This is a genomic window from Aeromonas sp. CD, assembly GCF_033349375.1.
Lineage (GTDB): Bacteria > Pseudomonadota > Gammaproteobacteria > Enterobacterales > Aeromonadaceae > Aeromonas > Aeromonas hydrophila.
In genome coordinates this window covers 4,672,170-4,695,000 of record NZ_CP137631.1, presented here as the reverse complement: position 1 = coordinate 4,695,000, position 22,831 = coordinate 4,672,170, and the positions used below count along the sequence as shown (strand labels likewise).

Annotated in this window: 16 protein-coding genes, 1 tRNA gene and 3 rRNA genes (1 of these 20 running past the window's edge); 13 read left to right on the top strand and 7 right to left on the bottom strand. The window is 61.8% G+C overall.

The genetic code is table 11. The features are described from left to right. From R2E40_RS21995 to R2E40_RS21945, 11 genes are all read left to right on the top strand, one after another. A 23S ribosomal RNA gene (locus R2E40_RS21995) occupies positions 1-870 on the top strand (it extends 2,019 nt beyond the left edge of the window). 121 nt (positions 871-991) lie between these two features. Then, positions 992-1,106, top strand: a 5S ribosomal RNA gene (rrf, locus tag R2E40_RS21990). 106 nt (positions 1,107-1,212) lie between these two features. Then, positions 1,213-1,288 (top strand) — tRNA-Thr (locus R2E40_RS21985). A 23-nt stretch (positions 1,289-1,311) separates the two neighbouring features. Further along, positions 1,312-1,426, top strand: a 5S ribosomal RNA gene (rrf, locus tag R2E40_RS21980). Between the two features lie 154 nt (positions 1,427-1,580). Then, positions 1,581-2,546, top strand: a complete 966-nt coding sequence (gene ebgR / locus R2E40_RS21975) for a transcriptional regulator EbgR (RefSeq protein WP_017410539.1) — start codon at positions 1,581-1,583, stop codon at positions 2,544-2,546. A gap of 321 nt (positions 2,547-2,867) precedes the next feature. Continuing rightward, on the top strand, positions 2,868-5,942 hold the full coding sequence (gene ebgA / locus R2E40_RS21970) for a beta-galactosidase subunit alpha (protein ID WP_318164385.1): 3,075 nt from the start codon (positions 2,868-2,870) through the stop codon (positions 5,940-5,942). Further along, entirely contained in the window at positions 5,939-6,394 is a 456-nt protein-coding gene (locus R2E40_RS21965; protein WP_318164384.1) for a beta-galactosidase subunit beta, read from the top strand. Before ebgA ends, R2E40_RS21965 begins: the two co-directional genes overlap by 4 nt. Positions 6,395-6,495: 101 nt before the next feature. Further along, positions 6,496-7,941, top strand: a complete 1,446-nt coding sequence (locus R2E40_RS21960) for an amino acid permease (RefSeq protein ID WP_318164383.1) — start codon at positions 6,496-6,498, stop codon at positions 7,939-7,941. Positions 7,942-8,017: 76 nt separating this feature from the next. Beyond that, positions 8,018-8,356: a tRNA-binding protein gene (locus R2E40_RS21955; RefSeq protein ID WP_005342042.1), complete on the top strand. Its 339-nt coding sequence runs from the start codon at positions 8,018-8,020 to the stop codon at positions 8,354-8,356. A gap of 167 nt (positions 8,357-8,523) precedes the next feature. Further along, the gene (locus tag R2E40_RS21950; protein ID WP_318164382.1) at positions 8,524-9,960 is read left to right on the top strand and encodes an amino acid permease; all 1,437 of its coding nucleotides are present in this window, start codon (positions 8,524-8,526) and stop codon (positions 9,958-9,960) included. A 211-nt stretch (positions 9,961-10,171) separates the two neighbouring features. Continuing rightward, entirely contained in the window at positions 10,172-11,143 is a 972-nt protein-coding gene (locus tag R2E40_RS21945; protein ID WP_318164381.1) for a bile acid:sodium symporter family protein, read from the top strand. 57 nt (positions 11,144-11,200) lie between these two features. On the opposite strand, the gene ovoA is transcribed toward R2E40_RS21945, so the two are convergent. Beyond that, positions 11,201-13,351: a 5-histidylcysteine sulfoxide synthase gene (ovoA, locus tag R2E40_RS21940; protein ID WP_318164380.1), complete on the bottom strand. Its 2,151-nt coding sequence runs from the start codon at positions 13,349-13,351 to the stop codon at positions 11,201-11,203. Positions 13,352-13,715: 364 nt separating this feature from the next. On the opposite strand from ovoA, the gene R2E40_RS21935 reads away from it, so the two are divergent. Then, complete coding sequence (locus R2E40_RS21935) at positions 13,716-14,438, top strand: head GIN domain-containing protein (protein WP_318164379.1); 723 nt, start codon at positions 13,716-13,718, stop codon at positions 14,436-14,438. A 53-nt stretch (positions 14,439-14,491) separates the two neighbouring features. On the opposite strand, the gene fghA is transcribed toward R2E40_RS21935, so the two are convergent. Together fghA and R2E40_RS21925 are read right to left on the bottom strand one after the other, a co-directional pair. Continuing rightward, a complete protein-coding gene (gene fghA / locus R2E40_RS21930) occupies positions 14,492-15,328 on the bottom strand; it encodes an S-formylglutathione hydrolase (RefSeq protein WP_318164378.1) in 837 nt (278 codons plus the stop codon). 48 nt (positions 15,329-15,376) lie between these two features. After that, positions 15,377-16,504: an S-(hydroxymethyl)glutathione dehydrogenase/class III alcohol dehydrogenase gene (locus R2E40_RS21925; protein ID WP_017410549.1), complete on the bottom strand. Its 1,128-nt coding sequence runs from the start codon at positions 16,502-16,504 to the stop codon at positions 15,377-15,379. 119 nt (positions 16,505-16,623) lie between these two features. On the opposite strand from R2E40_RS21925, the gene R2E40_RS21920 reads away from it, so the two are divergent. After that, positions 16,624-17,529, top strand: a complete 906-nt coding sequence (locus R2E40_RS21920) for a LysR substrate-binding domain-containing protein (RefSeq protein ID WP_010635489.1) — start codon at positions 16,624-16,626, stop codon at positions 17,527-17,529. Between the two features lie 59 nt (positions 17,530-17,588). Here the strand turns inward: R2E40_RS21920 and R2E40_RS21915 are convergent, their stop codons facing one another. The 4 genes from R2E40_RS21915 to R2E40_RS21900 form a co-directional block, all read right to left on the bottom strand. Next, positions 17,589-18,554: an ABC transporter permease gene (locus tag R2E40_RS21915; protein ID WP_016349044.1), complete on the bottom strand. Its 966-nt coding sequence runs from the start codon at positions 18,552-18,554 to the stop codon at positions 17,589-17,591. Between the two features lie 57 nt (positions 18,555-18,611). Next, complete coding sequence (locus R2E40_RS21910; protein ID WP_005307647.1) at positions 18,612-19,727, bottom strand: ABC transporter permease; 1,116 nt, start codon at positions 19,725-19,727, stop codon at positions 18,612-18,614. An 82-nt stretch (positions 19,728-19,809) separates the two neighbouring features. Then, the gene (locus tag R2E40_RS21905; RefSeq protein WP_043163420.1) at positions 19,810-21,390 is read right to left on the bottom strand and encodes an ABC transporter ATP-binding protein; all 1,581 of its coding nucleotides are present in this window, start codon (positions 21,388-21,390) and stop codon (positions 19,810-19,812) included. Positions 21,391-21,473: 83 nt separating this feature from the next. Then, the gene (locus R2E40_RS21900) at positions 21,474-22,472 is read right to left on the bottom strand and encodes a BMP family lipoprotein (protein ID WP_024944638.1); all 999 of its coding nucleotides are present in this window, start codon (positions 22,470-22,472) and stop codon (positions 21,474-21,476) included. Positions 22,473-22,831 lie beyond the last annotated feature (359 nt).

Genomic DNA, 22,831 nt, shown 5'->3' with positions numbered 1-22,831 from the left:
CGGTGTACCCGCGGCTAGACGGAAAGACCCCGTGAACCTTTACTACAGCTTGGCACTGAACATTGAACCTACATGTGTAGGATAGGTGGGAGGCTTTGAAGGCGTGACGCCAGTTGCGCTGGAGCCGTCCTTGAAATACCACCCTTGTATGTTTGATGTTCTAACGCAGGCCCATGAATCTGGGTCGCGGACAGTGCCTGGTGGGTAGTTTGACTGGGGCGGTCTCCTCCCAAAGAGTAACGGAGGAGCACGAAGGTTGGCTAATCCTGGTCGGACATCAGGAGGTTAGTGCAATGGCATAAGCCAGCTTAACTGCGAGACGGACAGGTCGAGCAGGTACGAAAGTAGGTCATAGTGATCCGGTGGTTCTGAATGGAAGGGCCATCGCTCAACGGATAAAAGGTACTCCGGGGATAACAGGCTGATACCGCCCAAGAGTTCATATCGACGGCGGTGTTTGGCACCTCGATGTCGGCTCATCACATCCTGGGGCTGAAGTCGGTCCCAAGGGTATGGCTGTTCGCCATTTAAAGTGGTACGCGAGCTGGGTTCAGAACGTCGTGAGACAGTTCGGTCCCTATCTGCCGTGGGCGTTGGATGATTGAAGGGAGTTGCTCCTAGTACGAGAGGACCGGAGTGAACGAACCTCTGGTGTTCGGGTTGTCACGCCAGTGGCACTGCCCGGTAGCTAAGTTCGGAATCGATAACCGCTGAAAGCATCTAAGCGGGAAGCGAGCCCTGAGATGAGTCATCCCTGACCCCTTGAGGGTCCTAAAGGGCCGTTGGAGACCACAACGTTGATAGGTGGGGTGTGTAAGCGCGGTGACGTGTTGAGCTAACCCATACTAATTACCCGTGAGGCTTAACCATACAACACCCAAGAAGTGTTTCTGGTGCTTGTAGCAAACCTAAGCGAACTACTCAAAATTCAGTGATAGCGACGCCAACAGGCAGTTCGTTATTCACGTCAGCTTTCTAGATTAAGAATTTGCCTGGCGGCCATAGCGCCGTGGAACCACCTGAACCCATGCCGAACTCAGAAGTGAAACGCGGTAGCGCCGATGGTAGTGTGGCATTCGCCATGCGAGAGTAGGACACTGCCAGGCATCAATTAAGCAATCACAGCGATGTGGTTGGTCGCGATACGACGTAAGATCGTATTGGACAGAAGATTTAGATAGCGCACACAGTGCGGTCTTTACCGGTTAGTGTGCTGATATGGCTCAGTTGGTAGAGCGCATCCTTGGTAAGGATGAGGTCCCCAGTTCGACTCTGGGTATCAGCACCATTATTGAAGTAGTAAAGCTTTTGCCTGACGGCAATAGCGCCGTGGAACCACCTGATCCCATGCCGAACTCAGAAGTGAAACGCGGTAGCGCCGATGGTAGTGTGGCATTCGCCATGCGAGAGTAGGACACTGTCAGGCACCTATTTAGAAGAGGCCTCCCATTCGGGAGGCCTTTTTGCATTGGAATTTTGCCATCCTGATGGGTTTCTTTTAGTAAAAATGCTGGGATGTCAGCACGTTGCCCGTTACTCTTGGTCTGGTATTGTCGGGAGTCATCGCCAGAGGAGTATGCATGGCCACGTTGAAGGAAATTGCACTGGAGGCGGGGGTTTCCCAGGCTACCGTGTCGAGGGTGCTCAATGAAGATCCGACGCTGAGCGTCAAGGAAGAGACCAAGCAGAAGATCTTCGAGATCGCCGAGCGGCTGGAGTACAAGACCAGCGGTGCCCGCAAGGGGGTTCACAAGAGCAAACTGCACTTCCTGGCCGTCTATGCCTACCCGCAGAGCACCGAGGTCAACGATCCCTATTATCTGGCCATCCGCTATGGCATCGAGACCCAGTGTGCCCGCCTCAACATCGAGCTGACCCACTTCTACAACGGTGCCGAGGGGCGCGATCTCTCCGCCGTCGACGGTATCCTGGTCATCGGCCATCTGCCCGCAGAACGTCTCGCGGCGCTCCACTCCCTCTCTGCCCAGTTGGTGTTCGTGGATTGCCGTTCTCAGGGTGACTTTGACTCGATTGATGTGGATCTGGCGCTGATCAGCCAGCAGGTAGTGGACTTCTTCATCGCCCAGGGACACCAGCGCATCGGCTATATCGGCGGCCAGGATGATGGCCCGGATCTGCGCGAGCTGGCCTTCCTCGACTACGGTCAGCGTCTTGGTGTGGTGCAGGAGAGCGACCTCTATCGCGGGGATTTCTCAAGCGCCTCCGGCTACAAGTTGGCCAAAGAGATGCTGGCGGGAGATTGGCCCAGGGCGCTGTTCGTCGCCTCCGACTCCATCGCCATCGGCGTGCTGCGTGCCATCCACGAAAAAGGACTGGCGATTCCCCAGCAGATTGAGCTTATCAGCGTCAACGATATTCCGACCGCCAAGTTCACCTTCCCGCCGCTCTCCACGGTGCGGATCCACTCCGAGTTGATGGGCTCCCAGGGGGTCAATCTGCTGGTTGAGCGGCTGCGGGACGAGCGGGATATCCCGCTGCGGGTGCTGGTACCGAGCAAGCTGACCCTGCGCGGTACTACTCGGTAGTTTTAGTAAAATATTCCGTCTTTTAGTCGCACCATCTTGCGGTGGTGCGACACTTCTCCAAAGCAACCCTCTTTCCCATATCATTCCGTGACATCATATCATATTGTTTTATAGTTGATTTTACTGCTAATCAGCCAACTATTATCAACATCCATGCCACTCCTCCATAGCTTGCTCCCCTTTATCTCCCGCCTCTGATCTCGCTCACAAAACCATCCGTGCATTGTGATCAGGTTAAAACTTTACCAATCCAAAACTGATATTTAGTAAATGTTTATCTAGAGTTTACCCAGTTAACGTTGCCTTGTTCCGGGAGGACATGTGAATAACTGGGAAAACGTCCAATTCGTTGGTGAAAACAGGCTGGCTCCGCGCGCCTACTTCTTCTCTTATGCCGACCATGCGCTGGCGGCCACCATGCAGCGTGAGCTGAGCCGCCGTTTTCTGAGCCTTAGTGGCCAGTGGCAGTTCCACTACTTCGAGCATCCCCTGCAGGTGCCGGAGGCCTTCTATCACAGCCCCATGCGCGAGTGGGGCCAGATCACCGTGCCCAACATGTGGCAGATGGAAGGGCATGGTCAGCTGCAGTATACCGACGAAGGTTTTCCCTTCCCCATCGACGTACCTTTCGTGCCGACCAGCAACCCCACCGGCGCCTATCAGCGCAGCTTCACGCTGAGCCCGGCCTGGGACGGCGAGCAGGTGATCATCAAGTTCGACGGGGTGGAGACCTACTTCGAGGTCTATGTGAACGGCCACTACGTCGGCTTCAGCAAGGGCAGCCGCCTCACCGCCGAGTTCGACATCAGCGCCTACGCCAAGGTTGGAGAGAACCTGCTGTCGGTGCGGGTGATGCAGTGGGCGGACTCCACCTATATCGAAGATCAGGACATGTGGTGGATGGCGGGGATCTTCCGCGACGTCTATCTGGTGGGCAAACCGGCCGTCCATGTGCAGGATTTCTTCATCCGCACCGCGCTGGCCGATGACAATCAAAGCGCCACCCTGAGCTGCGATATCCAGCTGGAGAATCTAGGGGCGCCTGTCCGTGATCACAATCTGGTCTGGTCCCTGCTGGATCAAGGCAGCGAGATCGCCAGTGGCTCGCTCGACCATCTCGCCATCGACGGCAAGTGTGATTGCCGCTTCACGCTGGATCTGGCCAACCCCCATCTGTGGAGCACTGAAGACCCTTACCTCTACCAGCTGCAACTCTCCCTCTACAACGGTCAGGGCGAGCTGCTGGAAGTGATCCCGCAGCGGGTCGGGGTGCGTGAAATCAAGGTCAAAGATGGCCTCTTCTACGTCAATGGCCACTACCTCAAGCTGCACGGGGTGAACCGTCACGACAACGACCACCTCAAGAGCCGCGCGGTCGGCATGGATCGGGTGGAGCGAGATATCGTGCTGATGAAGCAGCACAACCTCAACTCGGTGCGCACCGCCCACTACCCGAACGACCCGCGTTTCTACGAGCTGTGCGACCAGTACGGCCTGTTCGTGATGGCGGAGACCGACGTGGAGACCCACGGCTTTGCCAACGTCGGCGATCTCAGCCGCATCACCGATGACCCCTTCTGGGAGCCGGTGTTTGTGGATCGCATCGAACGCCACGTGCACGCCCAGAAGAACCACCCCTCCATCATCATCTGGTCGCTCGGCAACGAGTCCGGCTACGGCTGCAACATCAGAGCCATGTACCAGCGCTGCAAGGCGATCGACCCGACCCGGCTGGTGCACTACGAAGAGGATCGCGATGCCGAGGTGGTGGATGTGGTGAGTACCATGTATTCCCGCGTCTCCCAGATGAACTGCTTCGGCGAGTTCCCGATGGCGAAGCCGCGTATCCTCTGCGAATACGCCCACGCCATGGGCAACGGCCCGGGTGGCCTGAGCGAATACCAGCAGGTGTTCGACCGCCATCCCCACATTCAGGGTCACTACATCTGGGAGTGGTGCGATCACGGCATTCTGGATCAGGACGAGCAGGGCCGCCCGGTCTACAAATACGGCGGCGACTATGGCGACTACCCCAACAACTACAACTTCTGCATGGATGGCCTCATCTATCCGGATCAGACCCCGGGGCCTGGCCTGCGTGAATACAAGCAGGTGATCTGCCCGGTCAAGGTGCGGGCACTGGATTTGGCCAGCGGCAAGCTGGCGGTGGAAAACCGCTACTGGTTCTCCAATCTCGACGACATCCGCCTGCTGGTCGAGGTGAAGGCAGAGGGCGAACTGCTGGCCAGCCAGCAAATCCGGCTGGAAGGGGTGGCTCCCGGTGCCATCGCCGAGCTGCAACTCGAATTACCCACGCTTGATGGGCGGGAAACCTTCGTCCAGCTGCGGGTCATCAAGGCCACCGCTACCCGCTACAGCGCGGCGGAGCACCAGCTGGGCCAGTACCAGTTCCAGCTGAAAGAGTCGACTCGCCAGCTGCAGCCCTTTGCCAACCCCAATGCCACGGCATTGCAGATTGCCGATGAGCGCCTCGCGCTGACCTTGAGCGGCAGCGGCTTCGTCCTGCGCTTCTCGCGCCTCGACGGCAAGCTGGTGAGCTGGCAGCAAGATGGCAATGAGCTCATCGAGCGCTCGCCGCGTCTCACCTTCTTCAAGCCGATGATCGACAACCACAAGCAGGAGTACGAGAGCCTGTGGCACCCCAACCACCTGCAGATCATGCAGGAGCACTTCCGTGGCTTAAGCTGGCGTCAGCTGGGCGAGGCAGTCGAGGTGACGGTCGAGAGTCTGATCGCACCGCCGGTGTTCGACTTCGGCATGCGCTGCCGCTACGTCTACACCCTGAGCCCGAACGGTCAGCTGCATGTAGCGCTGTCCGGCCAGCCCTACGGCGGTTATGACGACATCATTCCCAAGATCGGCTTCGAGCTGGGTATTCGTCAGGATCTCGACCGGGTGCACTACTACGGCATGGGCCCGGGCGAGAACTATCAGGACAGCCGCCAGAGCAACTGGATCGACAGCTTCCAGAGCACAGTAAGCGAGATGTGGGAGCACTACCCCTTCCCGCAGGACAACGGCAACCGCCAGCAGGTGCGCTGGGCGACCCTGACCAACCGCCACGGCGCCGGTCTCTACGTGCGGCCCGATACCCCCATCAACCTGAGCGTCTGGCCCTACAGCTGGGAGCATATCCACGCGGCGCAGCACATCAACGAGCTGGAGCCCTGTGGTTATCTCACCCTCAATCTGGATCACAAGGTACTGGGGCTGGGTTCCAACTCCTGGGGCTCTGAGGTGCTGGACTCCTGGCGGGTGCGCTTCGAGCCGTTCAGCTTCGGCCTGACCCTGCTGCCCATCGCCCGTGGCAACCTCAATCCGGCTGAGCTGGCCGGGCTCGATCTCACCATCAACGGCGGGAGGAACCTCGCATGATCACCCTGGACAACCTGACCCTGTTCAAAAACATCTACCGGGAGGGCAAGAAGTGGGGCCGCTGCGTGGAGGCCATCGACAACCTGGCCAACCTCAAGCCCGGCATCTGCCACTCCATCGGTGACTCCCTCACCTACCGCTTGCAGGAGGGGGCCAGCCCGGCCACCTCACTGTTCGAGGGGCAACGCCGTTACTTCGACGTTCACTACTACCTGGAAGGGGCAGAGACGGTGGAGTGGGCAGCCAAGTCGGACCTGCGGGTCGAGCAGGCCTATGACGACACCACCGACCGCGAGTGGCTGGCCGGTGAGGTGCGTGAACGCCAGCAGGTGGGCAACGGGCAGGTGGTGATCTTCGAGAACGACGAGGCTTACCGGTTCGCAGGCGACAGCCCGGTACGCAAGCTGATCATCAAGGTCACCGTCGAAGGCGGCTACTTCAAAAACAAATAACAAGCCGCTGGTTCTGCACTGACAAAGCCGGAAGGGCGGGGCTCACCCTACAAATCATGCCCCGCCCTTTCGCGAGATAACTACAGGTCTGGAGATGCACCATGTCTGATTCCAAACGCAATACGATAGGCAAGTTTGGTCTGCTGTCGCTCACCTTCGCGGCGGTATTCAGCTTCAACAACGTCATCAACAACAACATCGAAATCGGTCTGGCCTCGGCACCGATGTTCTTTCTGGCCACCATTTTTTACTTCATTCCGTTTTGCCTGATCATTGCGGAATTTGTGTCACTAAACAAAAACTCCGAAGCGGGCGTCTATGCCTGGGTGAAGAGTTCCCTCGGCGGTCGCTGGGCCTTTATCTCCGCCTACACCTACTGGTTCGTGAACCTCTTCTTCTTCACCTCACTGCTGCCGCGGGTCATCGCCTACGCCTCCTATGCCTTCCTTGGCTACGAGTACATTCTCACCCCGGTGGCGACCACGGCCTTGAGCATGGTGCTGTTTGCCTTTGCCACCTATGTCTCCACCAACGGCGCCAAGATGCTGGGCCCCATCACTTCGGTGACCTCGTCCCTGATGCTGCTGCTGACCCTCTCCTACATTCTGCTGGCGGGTACGGCACTGGTGGGCGGCGTGCAGCCAGCCGACCCCATCACGGTAGAGGCCATGGTCCCCGATTTCAGCTGGGCCTTCCTCGGCATCACCACCTGGATCTTTATGGCGGCCGGTGGCGCCGAGTCGGTGGCGGTCTACGTCAATGACGTGAAAGGGGGCTCCAAATCCTTCGTGAAGGTGATCATCGTCGCCGGGATCTTCATCGGGGTGCTCTACTCCATCGCGTCTCTGCTGATCAACGTGTTCGTTCACAGCGATACCCTGAAATACACCGGCGGCTCGGTACAGGTGTTCGAGGGGCTGGCGGCCTACTTCGGCCTGCCGGAGATCCTGATGAACCGCTTCGTCGGGCTGGTCTCCTTCACCGCCATGTTCGGCTCCCTGCTGATGTGGACGGCGACCCCGGTGAAGATCTTCTTCTCCGAGATTCCGGCCGGCATCTTCGGCAAGAAGACGGTCGAGCTGAACGAGAACGGCGTGCCTGCCCGTGCAGCCTGGATCCAGTACCTCATCGTGCTGCCGCTGATGGTGATCCCGACCCTGGGCTCCAACACAGCGCAGGATCTGATGAACACCGTCATCAACATGACCGCCGCCGCCTCCATGCTGCCGCCGCTGTTCATCATGCTGGCCTACCTCAATCTGCGCCTGAAGCTCGACCACCTGCCGCGGGAGTTCAAGATGGGTTCGCGCACCACCGGCATCGCCGTGGTGTCGGTGCTGATCGCCATCTTCTCGGTGGGCTTCCTCGCCTCCACCTTCCCGACCGGCGCCGACATCATGACCATCGTCTTCTACAACGTCGGCGGGATCCTGATCTTCCTCGGCTTTGCCTGGTGGAAATACAACCGCTACGAGGCCTCCCTCAGCGCTGAGGCGCGCGCGAAAGAGGCCGAGCCAGCGGCGCAGGTCGCCATACAGACACCATAGGCACGGCATTGACTCCCAATCAAACCGGGTGGCCGTTGGTCACCCGCAAACCGTTGAACCAGAAAAGGAAAAGAGCATGAGCGAGACGATCGAGTTTGCCGAATTCAAGCGGGTCGAGATGAAGGTGGGCAAGGTGCTGGAGGTGGTGCGCCACCCCGGTGCCGACAAACTCTATATCGTCCAGATCGACGTGGGTGGCGAGCGGCCATTGCAGACTGTCACCAGTCTGGTGCCTTACTACAGCGAAGAGGAGCTGATGGGCAGCGAGGTGGTGGTACTGACCAACCTCAAGCCCACCAAGATGCGCGGCGAACGCTCCGAGTGCATGCTGCTCTGCGCCGAGACCCCGGACGAGAGCCAGAGCGTGCTGTTGCAGCCGCGGGTGCCGATGGCGCCGGGCACTCCGATCGTCTGACTGGTATTGCGAGCCGGTGCGGTGAAACTGCACCGGTTCAGCAACGAGGCCGTCCACGCGGCCCGATCATAACAAGAGAGTAAAGCGCGGGGCCGACAGACCCTTGCCAAACACATCACAGAGTCACAGCGTTACCCGCAGGGAGCGCGAGTCCACTGGAGGACACCATGTCTGAATCCGTACGCGGCACCATAGGCAAGTTTGCCCTGTTGTCGATGACCTTTGCCGCCGTGTTCAACGTGCGCAACATCGTCAACAACAACATCGAGCTGGGGCTTAGCTCCGCCCCCATCTTCCTGCTGGCGACCCTGGTCTACTTCATCCCGTTCGTCTTCATCATCGCCGAGTTCGTCTCGGCCAACAAAAACTCCGAGTCGGGGATGTACGACTGGCTCAAGAAACCGCTCGGCACCCGGATGGCCTATCTGGGCTCGTTTCTCTACTGGTTCGTGAACCTGTTCTGGTTCGTCTCCCTGCTGCCCAACGTCATCGCCTACGCCTCCTACGCCATGCTGGGCTATGAGTACAGCTTCTTGCCCATGGTCACCTCGGTCATCTCCATCGTGCTGTTTGCGGCGGCGACCCACATCTCCACCAAGGGGGCGAGCTGGCTCGGCAAGATTGCCGAGATCGTGGCCTACGGGGTGTTTGCCCTGTTCGCCATCTATGTGCTGGGCGCCCTGATGGCTCTGAGTGGCGACCATGTGCCGGCCCAGCCCATCACCCTGGAGGCGATGACTCCCACCATCAACTGGGCAACGCTCGGCATCATGTGCTGGATCTTCCAGGCGGCGGGCGGTGCCGAGACGGCGGCGGCCTACCTCAATGATGTGAAGGGCGGTCAGAAATCCTTCATCAAGGTGATCATCAGCGCCGGCATCGTCATCGGCGCCATGTATGCGGTCGGTTCCTTGCTGGTGAACGTGTTCGTGCCGCGCGAGAGCCTCACCTATGCCGGCGGTATGGTGGAGATCTTCACCGGCATGGCCCAGTACTTCGGGCTTTCCGAGGCGCTGGTGGGCCGCTTCGTCGGCGTGGTGCTGTTCATCGCCATGTTCGGCTCCATGATGATGTGGACTTCGGCGCCGGTGAAGATCCACTTCTCCGAGATCCCGCAGGGGGTGTACGGCGAGAAGACCACCCAGCTCAACGAGCACGGGGTGCCGGTACGCGCCGCCTGGTGGCAGTTCGCCTTCGTGTTCGTGATGCTGGTGGTCAACGGGTTTGGCTCCGAGTCGGTGCAGCAGATGATGAACACCGCCATCAACCTCACCGCCGGTACCGCCATGCTGCCGCCGATCTTCATCATGGTGGCCTACTTCGTGTTCCGCTGGAAACATGACGACACCCCGCGCGAATTCCGCATGGGGTCGCGCAAGTTCGGGATGGGAGTGGTGTCGGTGCTGATCGCCATCTTCGTGGTGAGCATGAGCGCCTCCGCCTTCCCGAGCGGGGTGGATCTGGTGCGCGCCTTCTTCATCAACGTCTTCATGACCGCGGTCTTCTCGGCGCTGGCCTACTGGTGGATCTCCCGCTTCGAGAAGCGGCAGGCCCGCAAGCAGGCCACCGGCACAGCCGGCGGCAAGCTGGCCAAGCAGAGTTGAAGCACAAGGCTGGCCGGATCCGCTGGCCAGCCGGGCTTGCTTAATTTCCGGCAGATAAAGGGAGGTCGCTCAACTTTGCGCCTCCCGCTTATCGGGGTAAGCTGGGGATTCGTTTCAACAGGAGCTGTGCCACAGCTCCTGTTGTGTTTCCTGTCGTCCCCGATCACCGGCCCCGCGCGGGGACGGGATCTGCTTTCACCGGAGACCGCTCGTGCGTCTGGATCCCTTTACCTCTGTACTGATTGTGGTGGTCGCGCTGGCCTCCTTCTTCCCCTGCGAGGGGCAGGTGGCCGTTTGGTTCGGTCTGCTGACCAAGCTGGCGGTGGCGCTGCTGTTCTTCATGCATGGCGCCAAGCTGTCGCGCCAGAACCTGCTGGCGGGCCTCGGCCACTGGCGGCTGCACCTGGTGGTGATGGCCAGCACCTTCGTGCTGTTTCCGCTGCTGGGGCTGCTGCTCACACCGCTGGTGCCGAGCTGGCTGAGCCCGGCCATCTACCTCGGTTTCCTCTACCTCTGTGCCCTGCCTGCCACCGTGCAGTCGGCCATTGCCTTTACCTCGATGGCTGGCGGCAATGTGTCGGCGGCGGTGTGCAGCGCCTCGGCCTCCAGCATCCTCGGCATCTTCCTCTCGCCGGTGCTGGTGGGGTTGATGATCAATGTGCAGGGGGAGGGGGTCGATACCTGGCACTCCATTCAGGCCATCATGGTGCAGCTGATGCTGCCGTTCGTGGTGGGCCACCTGTCGCGCCCGCTCATCGGTCGCTGGGTCGACAGCCACCGGCCGCTCATCGGCAAGCTGGACCAGAGCTCCATTCTGCTGGTGGTCTATGTGGCCTTCAGTGAGGCGGTGGTGCAGGGGATCTGGCATCAGGTCGGCTGGTACGATCTGGCCAGTATCGTGCTGCTGAGCTGCGTGCTGTTGGCACTGGTGCTGGGCTGGAACGTCTGGATCAGTCGTCGCCTCGGCTTCAACAGGGCGGACGAGATCACCATCGTCTTCTGCGGCTCCAAGAAGAGCCTGGCCAATGGGGTGCCGATGGCCAACGTCATGTTCCCGGCCGCCAGCGTCGGGGTCATGGTGCTGCCGCTGATGATCTTCCACCAGATCCAGCTGATGGTGTGCGCCGTGCTGGCTCGTCGCTACCACGAGCAGGAGGCCATGCCCCAGGTTCAGCAGGGGTAAGCGGTCCGGATAAAAAAGAGGGAGGCCATGGGCCTCCCTCTTTCGTTTGCCGCCTCGTCAGCGTTTACGCCAGACGGTGAGCTGCGCCACCGTGTGCTGGTACTTGCGGGCGGTTTCGCGGATGACGAAGGGGACGTCCCGCGGGGGCATCTGCTCCTCGAACTCCGTCGCCAGCAGCCGTTGCAGCGCCTGATAGGTGCCGAGGGCCTCGCCGTTCTCGCGCACACCGCCGAGCCAGTTGGCCTTGGGGGTGTAGTCGGTCAGCCAGGTGTAGGGGCTGGTGAGCACCAGCAGGCCACCGCTGCGCAGTCTGGGCGCAATGTCCCGCAGGAAGCGGGCGGGTTCCCGCAGCCGGTCGATCAGGTTGGAGGCGAGCACCAGGTCGTAGTCGCCGTACTTGGGCTTGAGGTTGCAGGCATCCCCCTGGCTGAAGTGGACCCGCTCGCTCTGCTGGCGGCCGAGCTCATGGCGGGAGAGCCGCGCCTCGCAATACTCCACCAGCTCCCCTTCCACCGGCACCGCGTAGCGGAAGCTGTCCTGGCTGGCGAGCGCCAGTGCCACGTCGATGAAGCGGGCCGAGTAGTCGACCCCGTCCACGTGGGCGAAGTGACGCGCCAGTTCGAAGCTGGCGCGGCCGGTGGCGCAGCCGATGTCGAGCGCCCGCTCATGGCGGCTGCACAGCTCGCTGGCAAGGCCGGCCAGGGTCTGGGCGTAGTTGGCGACCCCGAAGTGGGTCGGCCCGTACTGGAAGTCGAGATACTGAGCGACGAGCGTGTCGGTTTCATAGGGATTCACGATAACGGGTTCCTGATAACGGGAGACCAGGTAGCGGAAACCCGCATGCTGGAAGAAGTGACGGCGGAAGGCGTAGCGGGAGGACTTGAGCGCCTCGTTGCCGGTACTGATCCAGCTGCCCCCCTTGATCAGGGTGTGTTTGCCGTCGAAAGTGGGGGTGGAGAAGTCATCGTAGAGGGGATGCACCTTGAACCCCTCGAAGCCGTCGATGGCGGTGCTGGTCCACTGCCAGGCGTTGCCCACCAGATCGAAGAAGCTGCCCTGCGGGCAGGCATCCACCGGACAGGACGATGCGAAGCGGGCCAGGTTGATGTTGCCGGGCGCCTCGATCCAGTCCGGCTGATCTCCGGCCAGCTGTTCGCGCAGCAGCATCCACTCCGCCTCGCTCGGCAACTGGACGGGAAGCCCGGTCTGGGCCGCCTGCCAGCGGCAGAAGGCGGCGGCCTCCAGCTGGTTCACCTCCACCGGCCAGTCCCAGGGCATGGCGACTAGCTCGGTCATCAGCCGCAGTTGCAGTTGCTCGGGTTCGAGGGGGTCGCCGACCCAGAAGGTGGGCATGCGGGCCCTGGCATACTGGCGCCAGCCCCAGCCTTCGTCATCCCACCAGTCACGGGTCTCGTAGCCACCCTCCTGTACGAAATCGAAAAATTCTGCGTTGCTCACCAGCATGCGGCTGGCCTGGAAGGGGGCCAGTTCGATGTGGCGCTCGCCATATTCGTTGTCCCAGCCGTAGGTGGCGTCCTGTTTGCCGAGCCGCACCCGGCCACCGGCCACCGGCAGCAGGCTGTTGGCGGGCACCTCGTCACGGCGATGGCGCGCCTCGGGACAGACCGGCCACCGGGGCTGGCTGCGCACCCAGGCCAGCGGCAGCTGGCGGATCAGCACGCTGGAGGTCTCGAGATGGATGCGCTCGTGCTCTATGCCCATCAGGATGACCCAGGCCGGGCTCTGCCAATGGATGGGCAGCTCGATCGGCATCCGCTCGATGAAATCACACACCAGGGAGCGCACCCGGCCGCGATAGTCGCGCAGCTCGCTGACGGAGGGCCAGTCGTAGTGGGTTTCATCGAGATCGTCCCAGCTCATCTCGTCCACCCCGATGGCGACCATGGCCTCGATGCGGGCATCGAGCCGACCCTCGATGAGGCGGGCCGCCAGCAGCTTGTTGATGAAGAAGGCGGCGGTGTGGCCGTAGTAGAAGATGAGCGGGTGGCGCAGGGGGATCGCCTTGTCAAACCAGGCGCGTTCGTCGGCCAGGCAGTCGAACAGTGAGTCGTAGAGATCGAAGGTCTGGCAGAAGTAGGCGAGCAGCTCGCGGCGCTTGTGTTCGGGATCGCTGCCGGTCAGCAGCGGGGTACGGGTCGGTTCCGGCAGGCCGGTGGCGGTGGAATAGAGAAGAGTGGCTTGGGTCACGCTCTGACTCCTTGTTGGCAGTGAAGACTGACAAGACAGTGGTAATGGCATTGCCGCGATGGAGAGCTTTGTACGCACAAGGTACCACTATTGGCTCAACAGACCGGCTCGGCAACCAAAAACTTCCACGGCTTGTCAGCATAGCGACCCCGCGAACGGCTCGCCAATCGGTCGTCCACCTGCCCGTTCGGGGATGGTCAGATTCGCCAGATTATGGTCTGAATGACTCTCCACTTGTTGTGCTCATGTGGCGTAAAAATAGATATTTTCTTTTAAATCATGCAGTTGATTAACTGGCGCAGGCTTTGCAATGGATGCTGACCAAGGGGCCACGACTGGCCAATACACAATGAGGAGAGTGGCGATGAAATGGATGATGGGCGTGGTGCTGGCGGTCGGACTCAGCGGGTGCAGCTGGCTGGATGATACCCGGGTGAGCGGGGCGGGGGCCGTGATCGAGCTGCAGCACGGGGTGGGCCGGCAGGTGACCCGGGTGCTGACCGGGGTGCCTGCCAGCGTCCATCTGGTGGCCGGCGAGCCGCGCGGATTGCGCATCCGTGGGCAGGAGAACCTGCTGCCCTACCTGGTGCTGAGCGAGCGGGGCGACAAGCTGGAGATCGAGGTGAAGGACGGTTACCGGCTCGACCCGACCGAGCCGCTGGAGATCACCATCACCCTGCCCGCGCTCCATGAGCTGGCGCTGGCAGGGGTCGCCAACGGCGAGCTGCGCGGCTTCAAGGGGGAGGCGCTGGTGCTGTCGGTGGCCGGGGTCGGTGACATCGTCGCCGACGGGCTCGAGCTGGATCGGCTGGAGGGCAACATCGCGGGCGCAGGCAGCCTGGATCTGGGGAACAGCACGGCCAGGGCCGTCGCGCTCAACATCGCTGGCTCGGGGGATGTGCTGGGGGCCGAGCTGAAGGGGCGCGAGGTGGAGGTCAATATCGCCGGCAGCGGCGACGTGGAGGTCCGGGCCCAGGAGCGGCTCAAGGTGGGCATCGCCGGCTCGGGCTCGGTCAGCTACTGGGGCGATCCCGTGCTGCAGAGCGAGATCGCCGGCTCCGGCGAGGTGAGCCGGCAGGGCAGCTGAATGGTTTTGTCCACCGAGCAGAAAAAAACAGGCCCGTCACGGGCCTGTTTCGATCAGAGGTGGCGGGCGTGAAAGCGCAGGTGCGCCTCGATGAAGCTCGCCACGAAGTAGTAGCTGTGGTCGTACCCGGGGTGGCGGTTGAGCTCCAGCGGCCACTCCTTGCCAGCGGCCGCATCGGCCAGGGCGTCGATGTGCAGCTGTTCGGCCAGGAAGGGATCGTCCAGCCCCACATCCACCAGGGTCGGCAGCGGCGTCACCGGGTGGTGGCGCAGCAGCTGGCAGGCGTCCCACTCCTGCCACAGCAAGGGGTTGTTGCCGAGGTAGGCGCCGAGCGCCTTCTGGCCCCAGGGACAGCGGCTCGGGTGGCTGATGGGGCTGAAGGCCGACACCGAGCGGTAGCGACCGGGTTCGCGCAGGGCGGCGATCAGTGCCCCGTGGCCACCCATGGAGTGGCCGCTGATGGCGCGCTTCGTCGAGACCGGGAAGTGGGTCTCGATGAGCTCGGGCAGCTCGCGGGTGACATAGTCGTACATCTGGTAGTGATCGCGCCAGGGATGCTGGGTGGCGTTGACGTAGAAGCCGGCGCCCATGCCGAGATCGTAACCGGGGTCGTCCGCGACGTCTTCGCCGCGCGGGCTGGTGTCTGACGCCACCAGGGCGATACCGAGCTCGGCGGCGATGCGCTGGGCACCCGCCTTCTGCATGAAGTTTTCATCGGTGCAGGTGAGGCCGGAGAGCCAGTAGAGCACGGGTACCTTCTGGCCGGTGAGGGCCTGGGGCGGCAGATAGATGGCGAAGCGCATCTCGCAACCCAGCACCTCGGAGGCGTGGCTGTAGCGCTTGTGCCAGCCGCCGAAGCTCTTGTTGCTGCTGATTATGTCCAGATTCATCGGGGAACTCCTGCACCCCGCCCACGGTGGCGGGCGGGGTGATCATGCTCAGTAGTGGATGACGCTGCGGATGCTCTTGCCTTCGTGCATCAGATCGAACGCCTCGTTGATCTGCTCGAGCCCCATGGTGTGGGTGATGAAGTCGTCCAGCTTGAACTCGCCCTGCATGTAGCGCTGCACGTAGCTCGGCAGTTCGCTGCGACCGCGCACGCCGCCGAAGGCGCTGCCGCGCCAGACCCGGCCGGTGACCAGCTGGAACGGACGGGTGCTGATCTCCTGGCCGGCGCCGGCCACGCCGATGATGACCGACTCGCCCCAGCCCTTGTGGCAGCACTCCAGCGCCGCACGCATCACCTTGACGTTGCCGATGCACTCGAACGAGAAGTCGACGCCGCCGTCGGTGAGCTCGACGATCACCTCCTGGATGGGCTTGTCATAGTCGTTCGGGTTGATGCAGTCGGTGGCGCCCAGCTTGCGGGCCAGTTCGAACTTGCTCTCGTTGATGTCGATGGCGATGATGCGGCCGGCCTTGGCCAGACGAGCCCCGATCACCGCGGAGAGGCCTATGCCGCCCAGTCCGAAGATGGCGACGCTCTCACCCTCTTTCACCTTGGCGGTGTTCATCACGGCGCCGATGCCGGTGGTGACGCCGCAACCGAGCAGGCAGACCTCTTCCAGCGGGGCGGCCGGGTCCACCTTGGCGATGGAGATCTCCGGCAGTACCGTGTATTCGCTGAAGGTGGAGGTGCCCATGTAGTGATAGATGGGCTGGCCATCCTTGGAGAAACGGGTGGTGCCGTCCGGCATCAGCCCCTTGCCCTGGGTGGCGCGGATCTTCTGGCACAGGTTGGTCTTGCCGGATTTGCAGAACTTGCACTCGCCGCACTCGGGGGTGTAGAGCGGGATCACGTGATCGCCCACCTTGACGCTGGTGACGCCCTCGCCGACGGATTCGACGATGCCGCCCCCCTCGTGGCCGAGGATACAGGGGAAGACCCCTTCCGGATCTTCACCGGAGAGGGTGAAGGCATCGGTGTGACAGACGCCGGTGGCGACGATGCGTACCCGCACTTCGCCCGCCTGGGGCGGCATGACGTCGACTTCTTCGATGGAGAGGGGCTGGCCCGGGCCCCAGGCGATGGCGGCCTTACACTTGATGCTTTGAACCTGTGCCATGACGGATGTCCTTATTGTTGAGCAGGGTGAGGAGAATGGGTTCGGACATCCAGTGTAGTTTCCCGCTTATTTGGTGATAATAAGGCGAAATCTGAAATCACTTTTACAGACAGGTAATAATGTTCGGCTGGGAAGGGATCTGTGAATTTGTCAGCGTGGCGGAGCAGGGGGGCTTTACCCCGGCGGCGCGCAAGCTGGGGGTGTCGGTGGCGCAAGTCAGCCGGCAGGTGGCACAGCTGGAGGATCGGCTGCAGGCCAAGCTGCTGCTGCGTACCACCCGTCAGGTGCGGCTCACCGAGCTCGGCGAGATCTACTATCGCCACTGCCGCCAGCTGCTGGACAACCTCTATGAGGCGGAGCTGGCGGTGGGGCGCCATCAGGCGGTGCCGCAGGGTACCCTGCGCATCACGGCCCCGGTCTCCTACGGCGAGAGCCGTATCGCCCCGCTGGTGAACGACTTCATGGTGCGCTTTCCCCAGCTGGAGGTGACCCTCAACCTCACCAACCAGCTGCTGGATCTGGTGCACGAAGGCTACGATCTGGCGCTGCGACTCGGCCACCTCAAGGACTCCAGCCTGGTGGCGCGCAAGCTGGCGCAGCGGGTGCCCTATGTGTGCGCCTCGCCCGCCTACACCGCCCGCCACGGCATGCCCAACAGCCTCTCCGAACTCACCCGCCACACCTGCCTGGTGGGCAACAGCGACGAGTGGCACTTCACCCTGGATGGCCGCCCCCACAGCGTGCGGGTGCACGGACTGCTGCACTGCAACAGTGGCCACGCCCTGCTGGATGCGGCGCTCAAGGGAATCGGCATCATCCAGCTGCCGGACTACTACGTGAGCGACCACCTGGCCCGAGGCGAGCTTATCGAGCTGCTGCCGGAGCTGCGGGCGCCGGCGGAGGGGATCTGGGCCCTCTATCCCCACAACCGCCATCTCTCTCCCAAGGTGCGGCTGCTGGTGGACTATCTGGCGGAGCGGCTGAGCGATCCCCATCAGCCCGCGCTGGTGCGCCCCGTCGGCTGACTTCGCTCAATAAAAAAGGCCCGCATGTGCGGGCCTTTTGCATGGCATGAAGGGCGGGACTATTCCCGCTCTTTGACGTAGGGGGTGCCGAGCGCCTTGGGTGCCACCGCCTTGCCGATGAAGCCGGCCAGCAGGAACACGGTCAGTATGTAGGGCAGCGCCTCGATGGCCTGCACCGGGATCGGGAAACCGCCGATGCTGACCCCTTGCAGCCGGATGGCGACCGCATCGAGGAAGCCGAACAGCAGGCAGGCCGCCATGGCGTTCCAGGGGCGCCACTTGCCGAACACCAGCGCCGCCAGCGCCATGAAGCCCTTGCCCGCGCTCATGTTGGGGATGAACTGGGCGGTCTGGGCCACCGCCAAGTAGGTGCCGCCGATGCCGGCCAGCAGGCCGCCGATGATGAGCGCGGTGTAGCGCATGCGCACCACCGAGATACCGGCGGTGTCGACCGCTGCCGGGGCCTCGCCCACCGCCCGCAGGCGCAGGCCGAAGCGGGTACGGAACAGCACCCACCAGGCCAGCGGCACGGCGGCGAACGCCACGTACTCCAGCAGGGAGTGGCCGCTCAGCAGCTCGCTGTAGAGCTGGCCGATGACCGGCACGTCATACAGCTCCTTGGCATAGGGCAGGTCGATGGGGGCGAAGCGGGCCGCGCCGGACAGTGCCGGGGTCTGGCCGCCCTGATCGAACCAGTAACGACCCAGGGTAACGGTCAGGCCGGCCGCCAGGATGTTGATGGCCATGCCGCTCACCACCTGATCACCGCGGTGGGTGATGGTGGCAAAGCCGTGCATCAGAGCGAACAGGATGGAGACGCCCACCCCGGCACCCAGCCCAATCCAGGCAGAGCCGGAGACGGCTGCCGCCGCCGCGCTGGCGAACGCCGCCGCCAGCAGCTTGCCCTCCAGGGCGATGTTGACCACCCCGGAGCGCTCGCAGAACATGCCGGCCATGGCCGCCAGAATGAGTGGCGGCGCGGTGCGGATGGTGGCATCCAGCATCAGGATCAGAATTTCAAACATGGTGATACCCCTTCACTGTCAGGCTCGGCGACATCAGGATCTTGATTTCACTCATGATCAGGCCCCCTTGACTTGCGCAGAGCGGTTGGCAAACGCCAGATAGAGCTGCTCGATGCGCGGACGCATCATGTGCTCAAGGGCGCCACAGAACAGGATCACCAGACCCTGCAACACCACCACTATGTTGCGGTCCACCCCGAACTCGAAGCTGAGCTCGGCGCCGCCCTGATAGAGGAAGCCGAACAGCAGGCTGGCGATGATGACGCCGACCGGGTGGTTGCGCCCCATCAGCGCCACCGCGATGCCGGTGAAGCCGAAGCCTTCCACGAAGTTGAGCTTGATCTGGTGCAGTTCACCCTGCAGCACGTTGAGGGCGAAGAAGCCCGACAGCATGCCGGAGATCACCATGGCCAGGATCACCACCTTGGGATAGGAGATGCCGGCATAGGCGGACGCACTCTGGCTGGCGCCGACCGAGCGGATCTCGTAGCCCCAGCGGGTATGCCAGATGAAGACCCACACCAGGGCCGCGCAGAGCAGTGCCCAGAAGAAGCTGATGTTGAGCGGGCTGTTCGACATCTCCATGCCGAATGCCCCCGCCAGTTCGCTCATCTTCGGCAGCCAGCTCGCCTCGGCGAACACCTTGCTCTCGGTGGCCATGGAGCCTGCCGGCTTGAACACCTCGACCAGCAGGTAGGCCATCAGGGAGGCGGCGATGAAGTTGAACATGATGGTGGTGATGACGATGTGGCTGCCGCGCTTGGCTTGCAGCCAGGCCGGGATGAAGGCCCAGGCCGCGCCGAACAGGCCGCCGGCGATGATGGCCAGCGGCAACAGCAGGGCAAACGGCAGGGAATCACCCAGCAGCAGACAGACCAGACCGACGCCGAGGCCGCCGATATAGGCCTGCCCCTCGCCACCGATGTTGAACAGGCCGGCGTGGAAGGCAACCGCCACCGACAGACCGGTAAAGATGAAGCCGGTCGCGTAGTAGAGGGTGAAACCGACCCCTTCGCCGGTGCCGAAGGCGCCGTACCACATGATCTCGGCGGCATCGACCGGGTTGATGTCGAGGTAGTAGAACAGGATGGCCGACACCAGGAAGGCCAGCAGGATGTTGACCGCGGGCAGTACGCCCACGGAGATCCAGGCAGGGATACGTGCTTGGCTCATGGGCGAGCCTCCTTGGCAATCTGGTCGGTGACGGGGGTGTTGACCATCAGCAGGCCGAATCCGTTACAAGTGGCTGTGACCTTCATGATGTGGCTCCTTGTGATTGGCTGGCCGCCACGTCGTCAGGAACTATGTTCGCCATCATCAGACCGATAGTGCGTTCATCCGCCTTGGCGGCATCCAGCTCACCGACGATGCGACCGTCGGCGATGACCAGAATGCGGTCAGAGAGGCTCATGATCTCGTCCAGCTCCACCGAGACCAGCAGCACGGCCTTGCCCTTGTCGCGCATGGCGATGATCTGCTGGTGGATGTACTCGATGGCGCCGATGTCGACCCCGCGGGTCGGTTGGCCGATCAGCAGTACGTCCGGGTCCTGCTCCACTTCCCGGGCGATCACCAGCTTCTGCTGGTTGCCGCCGGAGAAGTTGGCGGTCTTGTGCTCGGGATGGGGCGGGCGCACGTCCCACTTGTCCATCTTGGCCTGGCAATCCTGCAGGATCGCCTCTTTGTTCTGCAGCCAGCCCTTGTTGTACTGGGGGCGGCGGTGATAGCCGAGGATGAAGGCCTCTTTCGCCTCGAAGCGGTTGATGAGACCCATCTTGTGTCTGTCTTCCGGCACGTGGCCGAGACCGAAGTTGCGCACCCGCTCCGGGTCGGCCGGGTGGCTCACGCTCACTTCGTGGGCTTGACCGCCACCGGTGATGGTGAAGCTGCCTTTGCTCGGCTTGAGGATGCCGCCGAGCAGGCTGAGCAGTTCGGACTGGCCGTTGCCGGAGACGCCGGCGATGCCGACCACTTCACCGGCCCGCACCTCGAAGCTGACGGACTTGACCCGCTCCACCTTGGCGTCGTCCACATAGCTGAGGCCATCGACCTTGAGCTTGGCGTCGCCAGGCTGGGTCGGCCCCTTGTCGACCTTGAGGCGCACCTTGCGGCCCACCATCAGTTCGGCCAGCTGCTCCTTGTCGGTATCCTTGGTGGCGACGTGGGCCACCATTTCACCCCGGCGCATGATGGAGACCTGATCCGTGATGGCCAGGATCTCGCGCAGCTTGTGGGTGATGAGGATGATGGTAGCGCCCTGATCGCGCAGCTTCTTGAGCACCTCGAACAGGTGATCCGCCTCTTGCGGGGTCAGTACCCCGGTCGGCTCGTCCAGGATCAGGATGCGGGCGCCGCGATAGAGCGCCTTGAGGATCTCGACCCGCTGTTGCAGGCCCACCGGCAGATCCTCGACCTTCTCGTGCAGCGGCACTTCGAGACCATAGTCCCGTGCCAGTTCGCCCAGCAGTTTTTCGGCCGCCGCCAGGCTCTTGCCCAGGTGCCAGCCGTTTTCCGCGCCGAGAATGACGTTTTCCAAAACCGTGAAGTTGTTCACCAGCATGAAGTGCTGGTGCACCATGCCCACGCCTGCGGCAATCGCATCTTGTGAGCCATGGGGTTTGAACGGGTTGCCGTCGATGAACATCTCGCCTTTGTCGGCGTGGTAGAAACCGTAGATGATGCTCATCAGGGTCGACTTGCCGGCGCCATTTTCGCCGACGATACCGTGAATGCTGCCTTTACGAACCTTAAGGTCGATCTGCTTGTTGGCGTACACTTCGCCAAACCGCTTATCGATACCCCTTAATTCGATGGCATAGCGATCTGTCTGGTCCATGATGCAGTCCTTGCGGGTCATGAAAAGAGACTAAAAACCGGCCCGTGCGGGCCGGTCGTTGGGTTGAGAGTAGTAGCGGTTACTCAGTATTTGCAGGTGCTGTCGCTCATGTAGTCGTGCACCTTGACCTTGCCGGAGATGATTTCGGCCTTGATGGCGTCCACCTTGGCTTTCATCTCGGGGGTGATCAGCTTCTCGTTGTCTTTGTCGAGTGCCCAATCCACACCACCCTCGGCCAGGCCCAGGTTCTTGATACCCGGTTTCCAGGTGCCCTTGGCGGCGTCATCCCAGGTCTGGTAGGCGGCCAGGCCAACCGACTTGACCATGGAGGTCAGCATGGTGCCCGGTTGCAGGTGGTTCTGGTTGGAATCCACGCCGATGGCCAGCTTGCCTTCGTCCTTGGCAGCCTGGTAAACACCGATGCCGGTACCGCCAGCGGCGGCATAGACTACGTCGGCGCCCTTGGCGAACTGGGACTTGGCCAGTTCGGCACCCTTGGCCGGGTCAGCAAACGCCGCCGGGGTGGAGCCGGTCATGTTCTGGAACACTTCGATCTTCGGATTGACGTACTTGGCACCCTGCTCGTAGCCGCACTCGAATTTGCGGATCAGCGGGATGTCCATGCCGCCCACGAAGCCAACCTTGCCGGTCTTGGAGGCGATGGCAGCCAGGGCACCCACCAGGAAGGAACCTTCATGCTCCTTGAAGATGACGGACTGGACGTTCGGCTTGTCGACCACCATGTCGATGATGGTGAACTGGGTTTTCGGGAACTCGGTCGCTACTTTCTCGACCGCGGAACCCATGTTGAAGCCGACGGCAACGATCGGGCCGTTGCCACGGCTGGCCAGACGACGCAGACCCTGCTCACGCTGGGCTTCGTTCTGGGGTTCGAACTCCTTGACCTTGACGCCTTTGTCTTTGTTGTAGACTTCGACGCCATTGCGGAACACGGCTTCGTTGAACGATTTGTCGAATTTGCCTGCGGTGTCGTAGATGACGGCGGGCTGGGAGGCTGCCTGGGCAGAAAGGGCAGCGAGAGTGAGGGCGGCAACGGTGGCCAGCTTGAGCACTTTAGTCACGATCGTATCCTTGATTGTTATGTGAGGGTCCACAACCTGCCGGGGCAGGCCATAAAGCACGCTGGCTAACTGTAAGTGAGCCACGGTGTGGGTCAAGGAGATCATAAAGGAAAAACGTTTGCGTTAACGGTTTGAAATATAAGCAAATCGCTTTATAAGTGGTTGTTTTGATGCCTGTTTTCAGATTTAAATTCTGTGAATAATTGGCTCCAAATGACATTTCTGTTTGTATTCATAAGGTTATAAGCAAGCGTTTTCTTCAAATTGTACAAAAAGTGGCTTCCAATGGTGCCAGCTGATGGATTTTTCTCGGTTGGAACGCGTCATCCTCGGTGGCAAGCAACCGGCTTGCAGCGATC

Bases quoted from the DNA above. Each gene is read 5' to 3' on its own strand.
- R2E40_RS21905 (WP_043163420.1), bottom strand. From the start codon at position 21,390: ATGGACCAGACAGATCGCTATGCCATCGAATTAAGGGGTATCGATAAG.
- R2E40_RS21950 (WP_318164382.1), top strand. From the start codon at position 8,524: ATGTCTGAATCCGTACGCGGCACCATAGGCAAGTTTGCCCTGTTGTCG.
- R2E40_RS21960 (WP_318164383.1), top strand. From the start codon at position 6,496: ATGTCTGATTCCAAACGCAATACGATAGGCAAGTTTGGTCTGCTGTCG.
- R2E40_RS21920 (WP_010635489.1), top strand. From the start codon at position 16,624: ATGTTCGGCTGGGAAGGGATCTGTGAATTTGTCAGCGTGGCGGAGCAG.
- R2E40_RS21965 (WP_318164384.1), top strand. From the start codon at position 5,939: ATGATCACCCTGGACAACCTGACCCTGTTCAAAAACATCTACCGGGAG.
- R2E40_RS21910 (WP_005307647.1), bottom strand. From the start codon at position 19,727: ATGAGCCAAGCACGTATCCCTGCCTGGATCTCCGTGGGCGTACTGCCC.
- ebgR (WP_017410539.1), top strand. From the start codon at position 1,581: ATGGCCACGTTGAAGGAAATTGCACTGGAGGCGGGGGTTTCCCAGGCT.
- R2E40_RS21935 (WP_318164379.1), top strand. From the start codon at position 13,716: ATGAAATGGATGATGGGCGTGGTGCTGGCGGTCGGACTCAGCGGGTGC.
- R2E40_RS21915 (WP_016349044.1), bottom strand. From the start codon at position 18,554: ATGTTTGAAATTCTGATCCTGATGCTGGATGCCACCATCCGCACCGCG.
- fghA (WP_318164378.1), bottom strand. From the start codon at position 15,328: ATGAATCTGGACATAATCAGCAGCAACAAGAGCTTCGGCGGCTGGCAC.
- R2E40_RS21955 (WP_005342042.1), top strand. From the start codon at position 8,018: ATGAGCGAGACGATCGAGTTTGCCGAATTCAAGCGGGTCGAGATGAAG.
- R2E40_RS21925 (WP_017410549.1), bottom strand. From the start codon at position 16,504: ATGGCACAGGTTCAAAGCATCAAGTGTAAGGCCGCCATCGCCTGGGGC.